The 18,730-nt window shown below is 67.7% G+C and carries 19 protein-coding genes, 1 tRNA gene and 2 pseudogenes; 12 read left to right on the forward strand and 10 right to left on the reverse strand.

Annotated elements, in window-relative coordinates; translation table 11 throughout:
• Positions 1-11 precede the first annotated feature (11 nt).
• The gene (locus ACIBO2_RS35670; protein ID WP_358555152.1) at positions 12-422 is read right to left on the reverse strand and encodes a hemerythrin domain-containing protein; all 411 of its coding nucleotides are present in this window, start codon (positions 420-422) and stop codon (positions 12-14) included.
• A 54-nt stretch (positions 423-476) separates the two neighbouring features.
• On the opposite strand from ACIBO2_RS35670, the gene ACIBO2_RS35675 reads away from it, so the two are divergent.
• The 8 genes from ACIBO2_RS35675 to ACIBO2_RS35710 all read left to right on the forward strand — a co-directional run bounded on the left by ACIBO2_RS35675 (position 477) and on the right by ACIBO2_RS35710 (position 7,196).
• Positions 477-1,175 (forward strand): helix-turn-helix domain-containing protein, encoded by a 699-nt coding sequence (locus ACIBO2_RS35675; RefSeq protein ID WP_358555155.1) that lies wholly within the window; start codon positions 477-479, stop codon positions 1,173-1,175.
• A gap of 22 nt (positions 1,176-1,197) precedes the next feature.
• Complete coding sequence (locus ACIBO2_RS35680) at positions 1,198-2,244, forward strand: methyltransferase (RefSeq protein ID WP_397302690.1); 1,047 nt, start codon at positions 1,198-1,200, stop codon at positions 2,242-2,244.
• A gap of 168 nt (positions 2,245-2,412) precedes the next feature.
• Positions 2,413-3,405, forward strand: coding sequence for a type III polyketide synthase (locus tag ACIBO2_RS35685; protein ID WP_397302692.1), 993 nt, complete (start codon positions 2,413-2,415; stop codon positions 3,403-3,405).
• A gap of 5 nt (positions 3,406-3,410) precedes the next feature.
• Complete coding sequence (locus ACIBO2_RS35690; RefSeq protein WP_397302695.1) at positions 3,411-3,944, forward strand: isoprenylcysteine carboxyl methyltransferase family protein; 534 nt, start codon at positions 3,411-3,413, stop codon at positions 3,942-3,944.
• A 94-nt stretch (positions 3,945-4,038) separates the two neighbouring features.
• Positions 4,039-5,553, forward strand: a complete 1,515-nt coding sequence (locus ACIBO2_RS35695; protein ID WP_358555166.1) for a von Willebrand factor type A domain-containing protein — start codon at positions 4,039-4,041, stop codon at positions 5,551-5,553.
• A 106-nt stretch (positions 5,554-5,659) separates the two neighbouring features.
• Positions 5,660-5,732: transfer RNA gene (locus ACIBO2_RS35700), tRNA-Ala, on the forward strand.
• A 609-nt stretch (positions 5,733-6,341) separates the two neighbouring features.
• Positions 6,342-6,539 carry a hypothetical protein gene (locus ACIBO2_RS35705; protein WP_358555169.1) on the forward strand — a complete coding sequence of 66 codons (198 nt, stop codon included), beginning with the start codon at positions 6,342-6,344 and terminating at the stop codon, positions 6,537-6,539.
• A 9-nt stretch (positions 6,540-6,548) separates the two neighbouring features.
• On the forward strand, positions 6,549-7,196 hold the full coding sequence (locus ACIBO2_RS35710; protein ID WP_397302698.1) for a 2'-5' RNA ligase family protein: 648 nt from the start codon (positions 6,549-6,551) through the stop codon (positions 7,194-7,196).
• A 664-nt stretch (positions 7,197-7,860) separates the two neighbouring features.
• Here ACIBO2_RS35710 and ACIBO2_RS35715 read toward each other — a convergent pair.
• From ACIBO2_RS35715 to ACIBO2_RS35750, 8 genes and pseudogenes are all read right to left on the reverse strand, one after another.
• The gene (locus tag ACIBO2_RS35715) at positions 7,861-8,334 is read right to left on the reverse strand and encodes a hypothetical protein (protein ID WP_397302701.1); all 474 of its coding nucleotides are present in this window, start codon (positions 8,332-8,334) and stop codon (positions 7,861-7,863) included.
• Between the two features lie 527 nt (positions 8,335-8,861).
• The gene (locus ACIBO2_RS35720) at positions 8,862-9,383 is read right to left on the reverse strand and encodes a hypothetical protein (protein ID WP_397302703.1); all 522 of its coding nucleotides are present in this window, start codon (positions 9,381-9,383) and stop codon (positions 8,862-8,864) included.
• Between the two features lie 16 nt (positions 9,384-9,399).
• Positions 9,400-9,612: pseudogene (locus ACIBO2_RS35725) on the reverse strand (transposase); the annotation flags it as partial.
• A 133-nt stretch (positions 9,613-9,745) separates the two neighbouring features.
• A pseudogene (locus tag ACIBO2_RS35730) lies at positions 9,746-10,063 on the reverse strand (helix-turn-helix domain-containing protein); the annotation flags it as partial.
• A 181-nt stretch (positions 10,064-10,244) separates the two neighbouring features.
• On the reverse strand, positions 10,245-11,336 hold the full coding sequence (locus ACIBO2_RS35735) for a DUF6461 domain-containing protein (RefSeq protein ID WP_397302706.1): 1,092 nt from the start codon (positions 11,334-11,336) through the stop codon (positions 10,245-10,247).
• A gap of 2 nt (positions 11,337-11,338) precedes the next feature.
• Positions 11,339-12,316 (reverse strand): ankyrin repeat domain-containing protein, encoded by a 978-nt coding sequence (locus ACIBO2_RS35740; RefSeq protein ID WP_397302709.1) that lies wholly within the window; start codon positions 12,314-12,316, stop codon positions 11,339-11,341.
• A gap of 286 nt (positions 12,317-12,602) precedes the next feature.
• A complete protein-coding gene (locus ACIBO2_RS35745) occupies positions 12,603-12,779 on the reverse strand; it encodes a hypothetical protein (protein WP_397302711.1) in 177 nt (58 codons plus the stop codon).
• Between the two features lie 244 nt (positions 12,780-13,023).
• Entirely contained in the window at positions 13,024-13,614 is a 591-nt protein-coding gene (locus tag ACIBO2_RS35750) for an alpha/beta hydrolase (RefSeq protein ID WP_397302714.1), read from the reverse strand.
• Positions 13,615-13,810: 196 nt separating this feature from the next.
• Between ACIBO2_RS35750 and ACIBO2_RS35755 the strand changes: the two genes are divergently transcribed.
• The 4 genes from ACIBO2_RS35755 (at position 13,811) to ACIBO2_RS35770 (ending at position 17,687) form a co-directional block, all read left to right on the forward strand.
• The gene (locus ACIBO2_RS35755; RefSeq protein WP_358555190.1) at positions 13,811-14,449 is read left to right on the forward strand and encodes a response regulator; all 639 of its coding nucleotides are present in this window, start codon (positions 13,811-13,813) and stop codon (positions 14,447-14,449) included.
• A gap of 56 nt (positions 14,450-14,505) precedes the next feature.
• Entirely contained in the window at positions 14,506-16,002 is a 1,497-nt protein-coding gene (locus ACIBO2_RS35760) for an ATP-binding protein (protein ID WP_358555193.1), read from the forward strand.
• 255 nt (positions 16,003-16,257) lie between these two features.
• The gene (locus ACIBO2_RS35765) at positions 16,258-17,481 is read left to right on the forward strand and encodes a cytochrome P450 (protein WP_358555196.1); all 1,224 of its coding nucleotides are present in this window, start codon (positions 16,258-16,260) and stop codon (positions 17,479-17,481) included.
• Between the two features lie 8 nt (positions 17,482-17,489).
• The gene (locus tag ACIBO2_RS35770) at positions 17,490-17,687 is read left to right on the forward strand and encodes a (4Fe-4S)-binding protein (RefSeq protein WP_358555199.1); all 198 of its coding nucleotides are present in this window, start codon (positions 17,490-17,492) and stop codon (positions 17,685-17,687) included.
• Between the two features lie 69 nt (positions 17,688-17,756).
• On the opposite strand, the gene ACIBO2_RS35775 is transcribed toward ACIBO2_RS35770, so the two are convergent.
• Positions 17,757-18,713, reverse strand: a complete 957-nt coding sequence (locus ACIBO2_RS35775) for a sigma-70 family RNA polymerase sigma factor (protein WP_358555202.1) — start codon at positions 18,711-18,713, stop codon at positions 17,757-17,759.
• Between the last annotated feature and the right edge of the window lie 17 nt (positions 18,714-18,730).

The following is an 18,730-nucleotide window of genomic DNA, read 5'->3' on the forward strand; positions in this document are numbered from 1 at the left end:
CCCGGCGTCGGTCAGAGCCCTTCGGGGAAGTCGGTCATCGCGTTGAGCAGCGGTACCAACTGCTCCTCCTCGTAGTCGAGGTGCGCCTCGAGTTCGCGGGACAGCTGATCGAGCTCGGCACCGACGTCGCCCTCGTCGGGGAGCTCGCGGATCCGCGCGAGCAGCCGCGCCACCACCTCGTGCTCGGCGCGCAGCCGGGCCAGCACCTCCACCAGCTCGGGATGCGCGCCCGCCAGGTGCGGGAACAGGACGCCGTCCTCGCCGGTGTGATGGGCGTGCAGCGCGTCGCAGAACGTCAGGCAGTGCTCCCGCAGCTCGGGCCGCGAGCCGGGTGCCCGCCGCAGCGCCGCGAGCTCTCGCCGGAAGCCGTCGTGTAGCTTCACCAGCTCGTCACCCATGGCGATGAGTCGTTCTTCGCTCATGTCACACCACCTCCTGGAGAGTTTTTATACGCGTAGAGAAAGTAGCATGACAGGATGCCCGCACGTACTGGACGGCCGCCCAAGATCTCCCGGGCGGACATCGTGTCCGCCGCCCACCGGCTCATCGAGGCCGAAGGGACGGAGAGCCTGACGATGCGCAGGCTGGCCCGTGAGGTCGGCACCACGCCCATGGCCCTCTACCACCACGTGCACGACAAGGAGGAACTCCTCCTGCTGCTGCTCGACGACTACGCGGCGGGGATGCCCCGGCCCGAGCTCCCGGACGAGCCGGACGAGCGGATGGCCGCGGCGGCCATCGCCATGCACGACGCGCTGGTGGGCGTCCCGTGGATCGTGGACGTCCTCAGGGCGGACGACCTGCTCTCGGTCAACGCCTTGTGGTATCCGGAGATGATCATCGATGCGGCCGTACGCGCCGGGCTGTCGCTGGAGCGGGCCGTGGCCGCGTACCGGATCATCTGGCACTACACGGCGGGGGAGATCACCGCGCGGGCGGCGGCGCTGCGCAGGCGGGAGGAGGGCGGGCCGACGTACCGGCGGCAGGTGTTCGCCGCGCTCGACGCCGAGGCGTTGCCGCGCCTCGCGGCGGTGGGCGGGCGGTGGGAGGAGCTCACCGCGCGCGACACCTACGGCGAGGGGCTGCGCGCTCTCGTGGCCGGGCTGCTGCTAAAAGGGTTGGCCACGGGACGGTCGTCCGTGAAACGGTCTGAGCCTGATGATCACATGGACTGAGGCGGGCGAAGAGTGTTCGGCAGTGTGGCGGTCCGCACTGGAGGCGCCGCCACCGGCTCGGGTGGTGATCGCCGACGACCGGATGAAGGCCGACACCGCCTACCGCCTGGCTCGCGAGGGCACCGCCCTGCTGTGGCGCGGCGACTTCCAGAACGCCCGGCAGTTGCTCCAGGCGATGGGCCGCCGGTGCGAGCCGGCCGAGCCCGGCGCCACGTTCGACCGCTACCGCCAGGCCCAGGGCCGGCGGGCGCGGACGCTCGGCCTGCTGCTCATCCCGTACGACGAAGGCCACGTCATTCCGCTCACCCGCGCTCCCGACGTACGGCAGGCGTGCGAGGAGGTCTACGGGCCGGCGGAGGGTCCGTACGTGGGGTCGTTGCGCGAGCTGCTCGGGCTGATCGGCGCGCACGAATGGCGCAAGAAGGGCGTCGAGGTCCCGGCGCTGGGTGCCCGGATCCATCCGCATTACGGGGTGTTCTCCCCGATCCGTGGTGAATACATTGATCTGGTGGCCCAGGCGCCGCTGCCCGGCAAGCGGCTGGCCTTCGACCTCGGCACGGGCACCGGAGTTCTGGCCGCGGTGCTGGCCAGGCGGGGCGTCGAGCGGGTCGTGGCCACCGATCTCGACCGGCGCGCGGTGGTCTGCGCCCGCGACAACATGGCCCGGCTGGGGCTGGCCGATCGGGTCGAGGTGGTGGCGGCCGACCTGTTCCCGCCGGGGCGCGCGTCGCTCGTCGTGTGCAACCCGCCCTGGCTGCCCGCCGAGCCATCGTCGCCGCTCGACCGGGCGGTGTACGACCCCGGTGGGGGCATGCTCCAGGGCTTCCTCGACGGCCTGGCCGAGCATCTGGAGCCGGGCGGCGAAGGGTGGCTGGTGCTGTCGGACCTGGCCGAGCATCTTGGCCTGCGGCCCCGTGCCGACCTGATGGCGGCGTTCGACGGCGCGGGCGTGCGGGTCATGGGGCGGCTCGACGCTCGGCCGCGTCACCGGCGCGCGTCCGACGACACCGACCCGCTGAGGGCGGCGCGGGCCGCCGAGGTGACGTCTCTGTGGCGGCTCGCCTGCTGAGGGCTGTGGCTTCTGGCTGGCTTGCTGAAGTCCGTGGCTTTCGGCCGGCGTACTCCGGCTCGAACGGCTCAGAAGCCCGGCGCGTACGGGCATGCGTGCGGCCGCAGGTTAGCCGACCCCTCTCCGCGGCAGAAGAGATACATGCATATTTCGGGGGTACAGACTGTTTTGCCCGATTACCGCTACGCGCAGGCGGAGATCACCGAGGCATTCTCCCGGCTGACCGAAGCCGACCTCGACCAGCTCGAACGCTTCCACGCAGCCACCGGCGTCCAGAGCCGGAACCTGGCCCTCCCCCTGGACGACTACGCCAAGCTGGACTCGTTCGGCCGCGCCAACGACATCTACCTTGAGATCGCGCTCGACCTGAGCGAACGGGCACTCCGTGGTGCGCTGGACAAGGCGGGCGTATCGCCGCGGCGGGTGGATCACCTGGTGTTCTGCTCGACCACCGGCCTCGCCACGCCGTCCCTGGACGCGCGGCTGATCCAGCGCGTGGGGCTGCGGCCGGACGTCAAGCGGGTGCCGGTGTTCGGGCTGGGCTGCGCGGCGGGAGCCTCGGGCCTGTCGCGCCTGAACGACTACCTGCGCGGCTGGCCCGAACAGGTGGCGGCGCTGGTCTGCGTCGAGATGTGCTCGCTGACCACTCAGCGCGACGACACCTCCATCGCGAACCTGGTCGCCAGCGGCCTGTTCGGCGACGGCGCGGCGGCCGTGGTCGCGGTGGGACGCGGCCAGGGGCCGGAGGTGGTGGCCACGCGCAGCAGGCTGTACTCGGGCACGGAGCACCTCATGGGCTGGCAGGTGAGCGAGCGGGGCTTTCACCTCGTGCTGGACGCCGAACTCACCACCTTCGTGGAGAAGGTGCTCGCGGGCGACATCAAGGGCTTCCTCGCCGATAACGGACTCACCCCCGAACAGGTCGGCACCTGGATCTGCCACCCCGGCGGACCGAAGGTGATCGACAAGATCGTGGAGCGGCTGGGCCTGGATCCGGCGGCTCTGGAGGTCACGTGGCGGTCACTGCGCGAGCACGGGAACATGTCGTCGGTCTCGGTACTGCACGTCCTGCAGGAGACGCGCGGCCGTCCGGGCCAGCCGGCCGTGCTGCTCGCTCTCGGGCCCGGCTTCTCGGCCGAGCTGCTCCTGCTGCACTGGTGACCTCTTTGACTCCTTACACGAGCCTGATCGGGCTGGTGAGTCCGTACACGCTGCTGATCGGGCTGGTCGTCGTCGAGCGGCTGGCCGAGCTGGCCGTGGCCCGCCGCAACCTGGCCTGGGCCAGGTCGAAGGGCGGCATCGAGTACGGCCGGCGGCACTATCCCTGGATCGTCCTGGCCCATACCGGACTCCTGCTGGCCTGCCCGGCCGAGGTGTGGCTGCTCGACCGGCCCTTCATCCCGGCGCTCGGCTGGCCGATGCTCGCGATCGTCCTGCTGGCCCAGGGGCTGCGCTGGTCGTGCATCGCCACCCTGGGCAGGCAGTGGAACACCCGCGTCGTCGTGGTGCCAGGGATGCCGCTGGTCGGCGCCGGGCCGTACAGGTGGCTGCGTCATCCGAACTACGTGGCCGTGGTCACGGAGGGGGCGGCCCTGCCGCTCGTCCACACCGCCTGGCTCACCGCGCTGGCGTTCACGCTGGTGAACGGGGTGTTGCTGACGATTCGCATCCGGGTGGAGGAGGCGGCGCTGGTCGGCTGACCGGATCACGTGTTGATCGCGGTTTGCGCTCGCTTGCGTCACCGGCCCGGCCAGGCCATTTCCGGGAGCCGTCATACGGCCGGAGGTGGTTGCGATGAAATTTCGTCCTTTGGCGATCAGCGTCGGAATTGCTGGACTCCTGGCACTGGCCGCTTGCGGCGGCGGTCCCGGGGGGAACAAGGGAGACTCCGGCCTTCGGGCGCCCGCTTCGTCCAGGGCCGCGCCGTCGGCTTCGTCCAGGCCCGAACTTCCCGCGGATGCCAAGCCCGAGGCTCGGGCGAGCGCGTCCGCACCCGAGCAGCAGAAGGACACGTCGGCGGAGCAGATCTCGACGTTCGCCTTGGACGTGGACACGGCTTCGTACACCTATGCCCGCCGTACCCTCCAGGAAGGACGCTGGCCCGAACCGGGACAGATCCGGCCGGAGGAGTTCGTCAACGCGTTCCGGCAGGACTACGCGCAGCCGCGGGACGACGGGTTCACCGTGCACGTCGACGGCGCCATGATGCCCTCACGCAACCAGGCCGTCCTGCGCGTCGGCCTGCAGACGCGCGCCTCCGACGCGGCGGCGCGGCGCCCCGCCAACCTCACCTTCGTGATCGACGTGTCGGGGTCGATGGCCGAGCCCGGCCGCCTCGACCTGGTGAAGCAGTCCCTGCACACGCTGATCGACCAGCTCGCGCCGGGCGACCAGGTGTCGATCGTCTCCTTCAGCGACGAGGCCACGGTACTGGCCTCGATGACGCCGCTGGCCGCTCGTACCGAGCTGCACGCGGCGGTCGACCAGCTGGCCGTGGCCGGCAGCACCAACCTGGAGGCCGGGCTGGTCACCGGCTATGAGCAGGCGGCCAAGGCATTCCGCCCCGCGGCCACCAACCGGGTCATCCTGCTCTCCGACGGCCTGGCCAACCAGGGCAGCACCGAGTGGCGTTCCATCCTGGACCGGGTCAAGGAGTACGCGGGCCGGCAGGTCACCCTGCTGACCGTCGGCGTCGGCCGCGACTACGGCGACCAGCTGATGGAACAGCTGGCGGACAACGGCGACGGCGCCGCCGTCTACGTCAGCACGCAGGAGGACGCGGACAAGGTCTTCGCCTCGCAGCTCCCGGCCACGATCGAGCTGCGGGCGCGCGACGCCAAGGCGCAGGTGGTCTTCAACCCCTCGGTGGTGGAGGGCTACCAGCTCATCGGGTACGAGAACCGCGCGCTGTCCACCGAGGAGTTCCGCGACGACAACCGGGACGGCGGCGAGATCGGCCCAGGCCACTCGGTCACGGCTCTCTACGCGGTACGCCTCAAGTCAGGCGCGACGGGACAACTGGCCCAGGCGACCGTACGCTGGCAGAACCCCGACACCAGGAACCCCGCCGAGACGAGCAAGTCGGTGGACGTGGGGGCGCTGACGGAGTCGGTATGGGAGAAGGCGCCGGTGCGGCTGCAGGTGGACGTGGTGGCGGCGGCTTTCGCGGTGTACATGCGGGACCGGGAGGCGTTCGGGCTGACCCTGCCGACACTGGGGGAGCAGGCCAAGCGCCTGGCGGAGGCGGCGGAGGACCCGATGGTGACTGAGCTGGCAGGACTCATCGACAAGGCCCGCTCGGTGGGGTAGCCGTTGACCAGGCATTTTCCGGCTGGGCCGCTTCTTCGGGAGGCGGCCCAGCTGCTTGGGGCGGCTGCCTGAGGCTGGGAGTCGGATACACTTGGGGACGGTTCAAGGGGCTATGGCGCAGTTGGTAGCGCGCCTCCATGGCATGGAGGAGGTCTGGGGTTCGAATCCCCATAGCTCCACTCTCCCCAAAGGACTTCATCGGGGCGCTTCGCGCTCAAGGGCTTCAGGCGTTCGCGCCGTAGCCGCGACCCCTAAAGGGCCTTCGCTTCGCTCCGGACGCTCTTTTCTGGGCCCGCCCGTTACCCGATTCGGTGGTTGGCGAGTTGCCGCCCACCCTGGCTACAAAGGGCTTCGCCTTTGGGAGCGCTTCGCGCCTGAGGGCTCAGGCGTTGTTTCCAGTCGCGCCGTAGCCGCGACCCCTGAAGGGCCTCCGCTTCGCTCCGGGCGCTTGATTTGGGCGTGGGCTTCGCCCACACGTTTCCCGTTGACTTATCGGGCCACCTGAAGATCTTGTCGGCCGGACATCGATCATTTCCGGCATCCGCCGAAGGGGTAACGGTGGTTAGCTGTTGAGGTGAGTGCGGTTCGTCCAACCGAGTTAGGACAGCCGGACTGCCGTAGACGATCACGGGGATTCTGTTGTGCTTCATCCGGCAGACTGCAACCAGCCAACCGCGCCATCGATCCGCTCGGATAGAGCGGCAGGTAGATCATGGAGCAGACGCACCTTCTCCAGGCGGTCTGATAGTGATCTCGCGGAAAAGGGAACACCACCCCGCCCGAGACCAGTGGATCGCCCGCAGCGTCACCTCGAGAAGGCCGCCACGCTCGGCCTGCCGCAGGGCAGCCAGGTCATGCACGGGTGCCGTGGACAAGACCATCCTGGTGGTGTCGGAACCCATCTGGCCGCCGACCGCGTCACGATCATCGACGAGTACAACATCGAGCAGGACGAGCAAGCTCCCGACGTTCCCTCACAGATCTGAGGCGGTTCAATGAGCATGCATGACACCGACGAGGTGCGCTCGCACTGGTGGCCTCGGGAAGGGTGGCGACCGGGGCGCCTGGTCTACACCTGGCACCTGACCTTCGAGCACGCGCCACAACTGCGTCAGCTCGCCGAGCGCTACCAGGCGGCCCTCGCAAGGATCGAGGAGCACAACCCAGTACCCGCGCGATGGCTACATCTCACCGTGCAAGCGGTCGGGTTCGTTGACGAGGTGCCCGAGGAGCAGCTTGACCAGATCACCGAGGCCGTAGGGGTCCGTCTGGGCGGGCTGGCTCCCGTTGAGCTGGTCTTCCACCGGCCGACCTTGCTGGACGAGGGAGTTGTGCTGACTCCGACCCCCGCAGGGCCGCTGCATGGGATGTGGGGCGAGATCAGGAGCGGCATCGCCGAGGTGCTGGGGAATGCGCCCACGGCAGCTGAGCAAGCCAAGGGCTTTCACCCGCACGTCAGCCTGACCTACATCAACACAGCAGGGCCGGCCAGGCCGTACATCGACGCCCTGAGCGCGGTCGAAGCCGAGCCGGTCAGTGTGAACGTCGAGCAGGTCGCGCTGATCGTGCAGAACCGGGTTCTTGATCCCGAGTGGCTCTATCGCTGGACCACCCGCACGAAGGTGCCTCTCGGGGCTGGATAGAGACGAACGCTCAATGGCCGTCTGATCTTGAGTGGATGCAACCTTCTACACGGGTTCAAGCCGCCGCCCGGCGGGTGGTCCGGGCGGGCGTGCGGCCTCTCCGGGCTGGTCCCGCCCGGCCACCCCGCCGCCACAACGGACGCACTGCAGCCCGAGGCTCAACAGGGCCAGAGCCAGCCTCGCACGACGTGTTATCGTCCGCTTGCCCCCTCAAAAGGTGCACAAGGGTGCCCGAGGCGTAGCCGAACCAGTGGGAGGAAGAGGCGACCTGGGGGTAACCGTACGCCCGTGGCCCACGCTCGGGGCCCTGAATAGTCCCCACTGGACCTTGTAAAAGCGCCTCCGGCGGGAGCGCTCCGGCACCGAGGTGATCGCCACACGGCCCTAGACGTTGATGGGCGGCTGGGGGCTGATCACCTCGCACACCATCGACTCAGGCAAGCCCAGCAGACCGGCTCCTCCGTATCAAGCCCGGCTCTGACCGCAGGGCAACGCATGATCGAGAAACGGTGACCGGCGAATGACACGCGAAGCCGAGCTCGACACTCTTTCCCCGGCTCGCTGCCGCTACGTGGTGAGTCGACGGCGGACGAGGTGATCAAGGGCAAATGCTGGCGGCGGAGACTCCGCCAGCCTGATGGCTTGAATAATCGTCGGACTAGTTCTACTCCATCGGAGCCAGGTCAACAATCACAAGTTTTCCGGCTTCCATTGAAGCTTCCTGGACGGCATCCTCTATCTCGGCCTGCAAGCGAGTGCCATATGCTTCTAGTCCATCCAAGGAATCGAACGACACGATTATGTGTTTCCATTTTCGCGATTCTACGAGGTCAGCGCCGAGCTCGGTCCATCCTTGCCGGATCAGGCGCGCGCGTGCTTCTGTCGCTGCCTCCTTGGAGTCTGATGCCCCGACGTCCATGAGCAGGATCTCGTCGATCTGCGTACTGTTCTCCCAGGTATATTCCGACTTGGCGTGTAGCACTACTGTGCCAATCTTGCGAGCATTGTTTACGGCTGCAGGATCAACCTCTGAGGTCTCGGGGAGCAATGCTGTGCAGGCGGATAGCGTGGTTGTGGCCAGTATGGCTGCAAGTAAATGTCTGGCTATTGAGTTTGCTCGCCTGCGGTTGAACAACATTACATAGTCTCCGCTGTTTTCCGCGTCATGGATGATTTGCGCCAGATTATCGAGGCCGTCACAGTTGAGCTAGTGGATTGGGGGTGACGACAGGCGTAGTTTATTTGAGATCGCATTTCACCACGCTGAGGCGCAGCGGCGGTAGCGAGCGCGACAAGGCCGTCATCGTGCCGTATGCCTGAGAGTTGAGTCGGATTCCTGAGGGACACACTGAGTGAGATCGCGGCGCACGCCTTCGGACGTTCACGGACTTTTGGAGACTCCCGGTTCAGGTCACGGGCTCTATCCCCGCAGTTGGCGATCATTGCTAAGTGGCTTCCCATCGAAGGGGTCAGGAGTCCTCTCATCTCCGCCAGGACGAAGGGCCCGGTTCCAAATCAGGCGCGTTCGAGGGGTCGTCGCAACACGTTGATCTATTACTGGCGACGGCCAGCATAGCGAGCCGACTGGTTTTCCGTATTCCCCGAGTTGCGGGGAATACGGAAACCCTTCATCTGGACGCGACGCTGACGAAGGCAGGGTGGGGTTCAGTCGTAGAAGAACAGCTCAAGATCTTCGATGGACCCCGGCCCGGTCAGGAAGCCTTCGGCCTTGGCCACAGCATTTGCCGGTGGTAGCCCGCCGGCTAGGAACTCCTTCATCCACGTCTCGCCCTGCTCGCCGACCGCATAGATACCGGACAGCAGTTCGGCCATGCCCGCGGAGTGCGTCGGGCTGTGCCCGACGACAGGTTGAAGTTCCCATCCACCTGCCCGGGCAGCCAACCGGAGGACGCCGGCCCAATTGGCGATCCGCCCGATACGCACATGCCACGAGTCCTCGGTGAATGGGGCCATCCGTCCACCATGCAGGGCGTTGGTGGCGGCCTTGATGTCCTCCATCACCTGCTGTTCCAAGGCGCTGCGAACCCAGCGCCACTCCTGCGATTTTTCCATGGCGGCGGACCGCCACCGCCATGCGCCGTCGAGTCGGTCCGCGAAGCTATCCATGCCGACAAGTTTCCATGACACGACGCCGTCGGCCTTCGGAGAGGCCGATCGACTGCTCACAGAGACACCCTCTAGGTCAGGCGCAGGTCGCCAGGAGCTCTGCAAGGCGTTCCGCCGGGGTGTCCCAGTCGAGCGTCTTGCGAGGTCAGGAGTTCAGCTCGGCGGCAACGGCGTCGAGCCGGTCGCGGGTGTTGACGGACAGGTCGGTGCCCTTGGGGAAGTACTGGCGTAGCAGGCCGTTGGCGTTTTCGTTGGAGCCGCGCTGTCATGGGCTGGCCGGGTCGCAGAAGCCCGATCTTGCTGGGCTTGGGGCGCGGCCGGCGCGCATCGGCTCGGGCCTGGGCCGCGTGCGGTCGGTACTGACCGTTGCCGCGGTGGCGGTTGCGGCGGATCTCCTGGCTGATGGTGGAGGGCGCGCGGCCGAGCTCGCGCGCGATCTCCCGAATTGACGCCCTTTCTCGCACCCGGTCGGCGATGTGGATCCGCTCGGTCTCGTTCAGGTAGCGGCCACGCACGTCTGGGGGCGCCGCCGATGTGCTCGGTCGCGTCCCCACGTGCTTGCCGGTCGGATTGCGTCCGTTGCGCCATCGCCGTCCGGACCGGGGGTTGAAGCCGACGATTCGGCATGCCTCCTTGTTGCTCAAGCCCTGCTGCACGAGCCGCAAGTATGCCGCCCGCTCACGGGAAAGAGCCCTGCGGCCCCGAGTGCGTTCCCGGTCCTCCCGGATCTCGAAGTCCATCGCATCCCCTCATCTGGGGTGTTGCGACAGCCACTAGAAGAGAAGTCATGGAGCTGGGCCGTACAGCTTTCATGAAGTCGGAGTAGGCGAACACCTCCAGAACTCTTCACGGCTACCCAGGGCTTGTGGTCGGATCCTCCCCAATAATGCGTCGTTACCTCGCGCGGCGATGCTGCCCTGGTCAGGAGTGGCGTGGTCCCTCTGAGAGGATGCGGCCAGCGACGTTACGCAGTACGAGCAGCCGCATGACCTCCGTCCTGGACAGCCGTGGCACGCGGAACGCCTCGTCCGCGACGGCGTACGCCGCGTTCACGGGAGACGCTGTCAGCGCCTTGCTGAGGGCGTAGAGGGAGTGGCCCACCCGTTCCAACCGTTCGGCCGCCTCCGCCGCTTCCGGCGTGGACCCGCGCTGCCGCAACCAGGACTTCCTGACCTCCTCGCTGGCCAGGTTCAGCCGTGCCTGCAGCGATTGCCGCTCACCGTGGAAGTCCTCGTCTCGATCCAGCATCCGTACGGTTTCCCGCACCAACGGGTGGTCCTGCAGGCCGATCGCGGCGGCGACGGTGGAGACGACCAGTCTGGTAACGACGGGAGCCATCGCGGGCGACGGATCAGCCAGGATCCGCGCGAACTCCGGCTCGTCCAGGAACGTTTCCCGCGGATGCAGGTAGGCGTGGGGGACGAGCGCGTCCGGGATCGGTTCTTTGATCACGACGGCGAACCGGGGCGCCCACACCCACTCGGGCGTGAGAGGGTGCCCGCTGATCGCCTCGGCCAGCGCCAGGATGCGCGCCTTGCGCGGCGACGCCGGCAGCCCGTCATTCAGCCCCACGTGCTCCAGCAGATCATCCAGCCCTGACGGGACGACGCCCGATCGCTGTGAGAGGTCCATCAATCGGAAGGACGTGATGATGTCACCGTCGACGGCATAGGTGACGCGGTTGTCTCGCTCCCCACGCCAGATGACGTTCAAGGCGCGTCCGCTGGCCGACAGCGCCTCCAGTACCTCCGTCCTGTCTCCCTGGAAACCGGGTGATTCGAAGGTGAGCGTCCATTCGCCTGCCGGAGTCAGTTGGAGCAGGTCGTCGTCGCGGTACTCCTCCTCCAGTTCCTCGAGCTCCTCGGGCCCGGCCCACAGGCCGGCCCCCGTATGCGCTCCGAACCGGCGGGCAACCTCCTCCATGTCACGGTTCTCGCACCAGGTGAGGCAGAACCCCTCCGCTGGGAATCCGGCCTCGACCAGTGCGGCGTAGCGCATATCGACGGGATCCACAGTCAATGCCACCAGTCCCGCTCGGGCAGCCTCAGCCACATGTCAGGCGGGCCGATGATCGCTCGGGCGTCGGTCGGCCGCAGACCCGTGCGGGCACAGCAGTAGGCCACGGCATGGTGGTGGTAGAGGTAAGTGGCGAGGATCTCCTCGGTGGAGTCGTCCGGGTACACGCCGCCCCCACCGGGGTGGGTGTCCCCTTCCTCGATGACGCCGTCGCGGGTGAATGTTCCATGATTGCCGCCCTTGGGATTGTTGTACATCCCGTAGCAGACGGTGCCTGCTGACAGGCGCTCGGCAATTCCTGGGGTGGACGGGGTGTATCCCCACGGTTGGCTGACGATGCATCCACCAGGCACGTCCGTCGCACCGACGACGGTCAGGCTGTCGTCATAGTCGGACCGGGGGTCCTCCATGATTGCTTCGGCGTCCTCGTCGTCGGCTGGTACGGCCTCCAGGCGACGTGCGGCCTCCGCTGCGGTGATGCCGGCCACGCAGACCATGCCCAGCCCGAAGTAGTAGAGATCTCCCAATGCGGCTATCGAACGTCTGGCTTCCGTCACGGCTGCGGCCTCGGCCGGGGACAGACCGGTTTCCCCCGGCGGAATGGTGAACAGATCAGGAGTGGGACTGGCCAGGCTGAGCCGTCCGGGGGACCAGTCGTTCATCATCGGCCGCCACGGGTCCGCTCCCGCGGCGACCAGGACGCGCGCGTTGTCGGGCCGATTGGCGAAGACAGCTGTCCAGAGAGCGGTACAGCCGGGATACTCCTCATCGGCGTCGTCAAGGGCGTCGACGTCGCCCACACGCCGGGCCAGTTCCGCGACCGCCTCGGGCGAGCCGTGCTCGGCCGCATCGTGTAACAGGAAGTACTCCTCTGAGTCCGGGGTCGCGCCCGTCTCAATCCCAGAGGGGACCGGTCCACGCTCCGTCCGATCTTCCCGACCGATGCCGGGCCATCCGGAACCGTCATTGACGACCATGAGGCTCCTTGTGTGCGGCGTACTCGATGCAGGCGCGCCAATCTTGGCGTACAAGACCGACAGATTCGGACCGGTTGCCGCCGCGGGAGGCATTCCGAGAGGGCGGCGCCAAAAGCCAGCGAGAGAGCTCAGAATGTACGTTGACGTCGTGTCATGATTTGGTCACGGAGAGTGGGTGTTTCGAGATACGGTCGCACGCATGCGGGTCGGAATCTACGTGGACGGCTAAAACCTCTACTACGGAGCGCGGGGCCTGTGTGGGCGGGGCACGCCGGGCTGGCGCTGGCTAGATCTCCGAGCCCTGGCAACCGATCTCGTTGGCCGGCACACTGATTGGCAGGGCGCAAACGTCGAGCGGCTCGTGTGCTGCACCGCCCGCATAGATGGCGCTGATAATCCGGATGGCCAGCGCGATCAAAGCGTCTACCTCAATGCCCTGCGAGTCGGCCGCAGTGTCGACCACATTGAGTTCGGCTACTACGTCTCCCGGGTTAAGCATGCACCGCTGGCCGTACGGGATCGGAAGGGTAGACCCGTGCTCGCCCGCTCGGCGTGGCCAATCCAGGTTTGTGGCTCCTCCGGCACGCCGGTCCCGGATGCGAGCTTCATGGTCTCCTACGCCTACCGTGAGGAGAAGGGCTCCGACGTCAACGTCGCCTCGCACCTTCTCCTAGATGTCTTCACCGGTTGCATAGACGTGGCGGTGGTCATCTCCAACGACAGCGACCTGCGCTTTCCCATTGAACAGGCACGGCAGCGCGTGCCCGGTCGGACTCGTCAACCCCAGCAGTAACTATCTCGCAGGTGCGCTGCGCGGGCAGCCCTCGGAAGGCGTGGGGCGTCACTGGTGGTATCAATTGGTCGCAGGAGACCTGATGGGGTGCGTAGTAGCCGCAGATTCCGCCGCCGAAGCTCGCACCGAGCAGGCTGAGCCGGGTCGCTCCGGTCACCTCGCGTGCGTGAGCAAGCGCCACCCGGATGTCGTTGAGAATCGTCGCGAGAGTCAGCTCCTCCTGGCGGCCCTCACTTTCCCCATGTCCGCGCAGGTCGAAGCGCAACGAGGCCAGGCCCGCCTCTCCCAGTCCGGCCGCCAACCGGGTGAAGAACCCGCCCTCCTCGCGGGTCACTCCGCCTCCGTGGACCAGGACGACCGCGGACTCGGCTGATTCGCCTGGCGTTACCAGCGTTGCGGCGAGACGCAGGCCGTCGAGGGTGCGAAGGGCGACGGACGTACTTTGGACCGGCATGGCGCTCCTGGCGGTAGCGGAGAAGGCCATGGTCCCATCCAGGGGAAGCATGGTGCGAGGCTCTTCGAGCGCGACCCCACGCTCGACGTGCCCCGGGCCTCAGTTGTCGCCGTACGACATCCTCCTGATGCTGCCGCGTTCCACTGAGCGGGACGGTCCGGTGGTCCACGACATATGTCCCATTACGCTGCTGGTGGCTGGCGAGTAGTGGACCGCCCCCGGCGATGTGGGAGCCGATGACGTGAGTGTGAGCACGCGACGGAACGAGCCCGGCGAAGTGGTCTACATCCTCGACGACGACGAGCAGTTGTGCTCCTCGCTGGCCTGGTTGCTGGGGTCGGTGCACATCAACGCCGAGTGCTTCACCGAGGCCGCGTCCTTCCTGTCGGCGATTGATCCGGAACGGCCCGCCTGCCTCGTCCTGGACGTTCGCATGCCACATACGGGTGGTTTCCAGGTGCAGGAGATCCTCAATCGGATGGGTTCGTTGCTGCCGATTGTGTTCGTGTCGGCCCACGGTGATGTCCGTATGTCCGTACGGGCCATGCAGCAGGGTGCCGTTGACTTTCTGGAGAAGCCGTACGACCCCCAGCACATGCTGGAGGTGGTACAGAACGCCCTGCACAAGGCGCGGGAGCTGCACGCCGAGCGCGCCGGGCAGCGCGCGCTGGAGGCTCGGCTCGCCGTGCTCACCCCGCGCGAGCTGGAGATTCTGCGGCTGGTCGTGGAGGGGGTGCCCAGCAAGAGCATCGCCGGGCGCCTGGGCATCAGCGTGAAGACGGTGGATGTGCATCGGGCGCACATTCGCGAGAAGACCGCGGCGGAGACCCTGGGCGCCCTGGTCGCGGACGTGCTGCGATACGGCCTGCGCCTGTCCGCGAGCTGAGCCGGAGAAATACGAGCTGAGCCGGAGAAATGCGATCTGAGCCCGGAGGAAGCCGCATGGCCGACCTTACGCTGGCCGATCTGGGCCGGCTCTTTCAGGCGCTGCGCTACTGCGTCCTCGTACATGACGCGGCGACCAAGGAGATCATCTGGGCCAACCCGGCCGCCTGCGACGTCCTCGGCTTCACCCTCGACGAGCTGAAGCCCTTGAAGGCGCCCGACATGAGCTCCAACGCCCGCCAGTACGCCCGCGAGATCGGCGTCGCGTGGTTGCAGCGGGCCGCCGACCACGGCACCGCCACCATCGAGTGGAGCTATCGGTCCAAGGCGGGCGAGGACATTCTCACCGAGGCCGTCGCCATCCGCGTGGACCTCGCGTCCGGCCCTGTGGTGATGGTGCAGTTCCGCGACATCGCGGAGGAGAAGGCCACGCGGATGGATCTGTCGCGCACGGAGGGGCGGCTGCAGACGTTCCTCCGCAATCTGGACGAAGGCATCGTGGTGCTCGACGCCGACGCGCGGGTGCTGTTCGCCAGCGAATCGGCGGGTTCCCTGCTGCGGGTCGACGCCGGGCGGCTCGCCGGGGACGATTTCACCCGGTTCTGCGACCGCGAGTCGGCCACGAGGCTGCGCGAGGTGCTGGCCACGACACCGCGGGGCGGGGCGCCGAGAGACGGCCGTTACCGGTTGCGCGCGACGACCGGCGAGGAACGCTGGCTCTCGGTCCGATGCCAGTACATCGACATCGAGGGCGACCTGCGAGGGTGCCTTCTGCTCTTCCACGACATCACCGACCAGGTACGCGCGGAGGAGGAGCACCGCCGGGACGCGCAACATCTCAACCACCTCGCCCGCTTCAACGCCATGGGCGACATGGCGATGGCCATCGCCCACGAGGTCAGCCAGCCGATCGCCGCCGCGCACAACTTCGTGGCGGGCGTGCGCGGCCGACTCGCCGGCGACGGTGTGGACCCCGCGTCGCTGGACTGGGGGCTGGACAACGCGACCGCGCAGATCGACCGGGCGGCGCAGATTATGGCCAGCCTGCGCCGGTACGTCGTCGGCCTCGAACAATCGGAACAACTCGCCGACCTGAACGAGATCGTCGCCGACTGCGCTCATCTCATCGACGTGCGGGCCCAGCAGAACGCGGTCGCACTGGAATGGGAGGCGACGGTGGAACCTCTTGTCGTGCGCTGCGAGAAAGTCCTCATCGGGCAGGTCGTGATGAACCTCGCCTTCAACGCGATCGACGAAATGGCCCGCTGGCCCGCGGAGCGGCGCGTCGTGACGATCGCGACCCGCCGCGACGACGCGTTCGGCGAGATCGAGGTGCGCGACCGGGGACAGGGGTTGACGGCCTTCCCGCATGGCCGGATCTTCGACGGCGCGTTCACCTCGAAGCGCAACGGCAACGGCATCGGCCTCGCCCTCAGCCGCCGCATCGTCACACGTCACGGCGGCACCGTCCACGCGGTTGAGAACACACCCCAGGGCGCGGTGTTCGCCCTTCGGTTGCCCCTGCTCGACGAAGTGCCGCCGCTGCACCGCTGACGTCCAGCCGGCCGAAGTGCTCCCTGGCTCGCTTCACGCTCTCGAAGGCGGCGGCCTTGTCGGTCACGTCGAGCGGAAGCCCCGCGGCCATGTGACCTACGCCACCGACCAATGGGTGTCACACAGCGGTGAGGGCCGGCGTCTTGTGCCTGGAGCACAGTAAGCGCCGCAAGGAGGCGCATGTCCGCCTCTGGCTCCTCGAGCTGGACATGGCCGAGGAGCGCAGAACAAATCACAGCCTGTGGGAGGTCTCTCATGACGAACAGCGTTGCCGGCGAACTCGCCGGCCTGGAGTTGCCGGTCGAGCGTGGCTGCCCGTTCGCCCCGCCCGCCGCCTACGAGCAACTGCGCGAGCAGGCGCCGGTCAGCAAGATCCGCATGACCAGCGGCGGCGAGGCGTGGTGGGTGTCCAAGCATGAGGAGGCCCGTGCCATCCTCGCCGACCCCCGCTTCTCCTCCGACAAGCGCAAGGACGGCTGGCCGCTCTTCACCCTCGACGCGGCGACCCTGCAGCAGTTGCGCAGCCAGCCGCCGTTGATGCTCGGCATGGACGGCGCGGAACACTCCGCGGCCCGCCGCTCGGTGATCGGCGAGTTCACCGTGAAGCGCCTGGCCGCGCTACGCCTGCGGATCCAGGACATCGTCGACCACTTCATCGACGACATGCTCGCCGCCGACCAGCACCCGGTCGACCTGGTGCAGGCGCTGTCCCTGCCGGTGCCCTCGCTGGTGATCTGCGAACTGCTCGGCGTCCCCTATGCCGACCACGACTTCTTCCAAAGCCGCACCACCGCGTTGGTGCGCCGGGGCTCGGTGGAAGACCGCCGGCGAGCCTTCGCCGAACTGCGCGCCTACATCGACGACCTGGTCACCCGCAAGGAGTCCGAGCCCGGCGACGATCTGTTCGGCCGGCAGATCGCCCGGCAACGCCAGGAGGGCACGGCCGACCATGCGGGCCTGGTGAGCCTGGCCTTCCTGCTGCTGACCGCCGGACACGAGACCACGGCGAACATGATCTCGCTCGGCGTGGTCGGGCTGCTCACCCACCCGGAGCAACTGGCTCTGATCACGAACGACCCGGACAAGACGCCCATGGCCGTGGAGGAACTGCTGCGCTACTTCACCATCGCCGACGGGGTCACCTCCCGGCTGGCCACCGAAGACGTGGAGATCGGCGGGGTGAGCATCAAGGCCGGCGAGGGCGTCATCGTCTCGGGCCTGTCGGCCAACTGGGATCCGGCGGTGTTCGAGAATCCGGCCGAACTGGACGTCGAGCGCGGGGCTCGCCACCACGTCGCCTTCGGGTTCGGCCCGCACCAGTGCCTTGGCCAGAACCTGGCCCGGATGGAACTGCAGATCGTCTTCGACACGCTGTTCCGCCGCATCCCCACCCTGCGGTTCGCCGCAGGGGTCGAGGACCTGCCGTTCAAGAGGGACGCCGTCATCTACGGCGTTCACGAGCTCCCGGTCACCTGGTGAGGATGACAATGATGCGGATCAAAGCGGACACCGGCCGCTGCGTCGGCTCCGGCCAGTGCGTCCTGGCCGAGCCGGCCGTATTCGACCAAGACGACGATGGCATCGTGGCCCTGCTGACCGACCACCCCGACGACAAAACCGCGGTACAGGCGCGCGAAGCCGTCATCCTGTGCCCGTCCCGAGCCCTGTCCATCCTGCAGGAGTAAGCACAATCCGGGTGGACTACGCGTCCATGCCGGCAGAGGGCGCTGCGCCTGGCAGCGGTCGGCGTCGGGTCACCACTGGGTGATGAGCGGCGTGTCCGGTTCGTGCCGCCGCCAGGCTTCGGTGAGGCGGGCGAGGCGGGTGGGGGCGGCGATGCCGCGCACGGTTGCGATCTTGCCGTTGGTGATGTCGAACGTCACGGTGCCGACGACCTGGTCGCCGACCACGACGAGGATGGCGGGGGCGCCGTTGACGAGCGCGTAGTGGATGGCCGGCGTGCCGCCGGCGAATCGGCGTTTCGCGGGTGTGGGTTTGAAGCCGGCCCGTGCGACGGCGGCGATGCGCTGCGGAGTGTCGTACCGCAGCAGCCTCGCGGTCAGGCCGGCGCCGTCGGAGATCGCGATCGCGTCGTCGGTGAGCAGCGCCACCAGCCGTTCGGTGCGGCCCGAGGAGGCGGCGGCGAGGAATTCCTCGACGATCCTGCGGGTGGATACCTGGTCGACTTCGATGCCGCCACGGCGGCGCGCGGCGGTGATACGGCGCCGGGCCCGGTGGAGGTGCTGCTGGCTTGCGGACTCGGTGATGTCGAGGATCTCGGCGATCTCGGCGTGGCTGTAGGAGAACACTTCACGCAGGAGGTAGACGGCCCGCTCGAAGGGTGACAGGCGCTCCATGAGAGTCAGTACGGCCAGGGAGACCGATTCGCGCTGCTCGAAAGTGTCGGCCGGGCCGAGCATCGGGTCGCCGTCGAAGAGCGGTTCGGGCAGCCAGGCGCCGACGGCGCGTTCGCGGCGGGTTTGTGCCGAGCGGAGCCGATCGAGGCACAGGTTGGTGACGACCTTGGTCAGCCACGCTTCCGGCACCTTGATCCGCTGCCGGTCGGCGGCCTGCCAGTGCAGGAACGCGTCCTGCACGGCGTCTTCGGCGTCGGCGGCGGAGCCCAGCAGCCGGTACGCCAGCGAGGCCAGCCGGTTCCGGCTGGCCTCGAACCGGCTGGTGTCGAAGCGATCAGTGGCGCTGCTGTCCACGCGGACCACCCTAGGCG

Origin of the sequence: Nonomuraea sp. NPDC050022, assembly GCF_044460705.1 — a bacterium.
Classification (GTDB): Bacteria; Actinomycetota; Actinomycetes; order Streptosporangiales; family Streptosporangiaceae; genus Nonomuraea.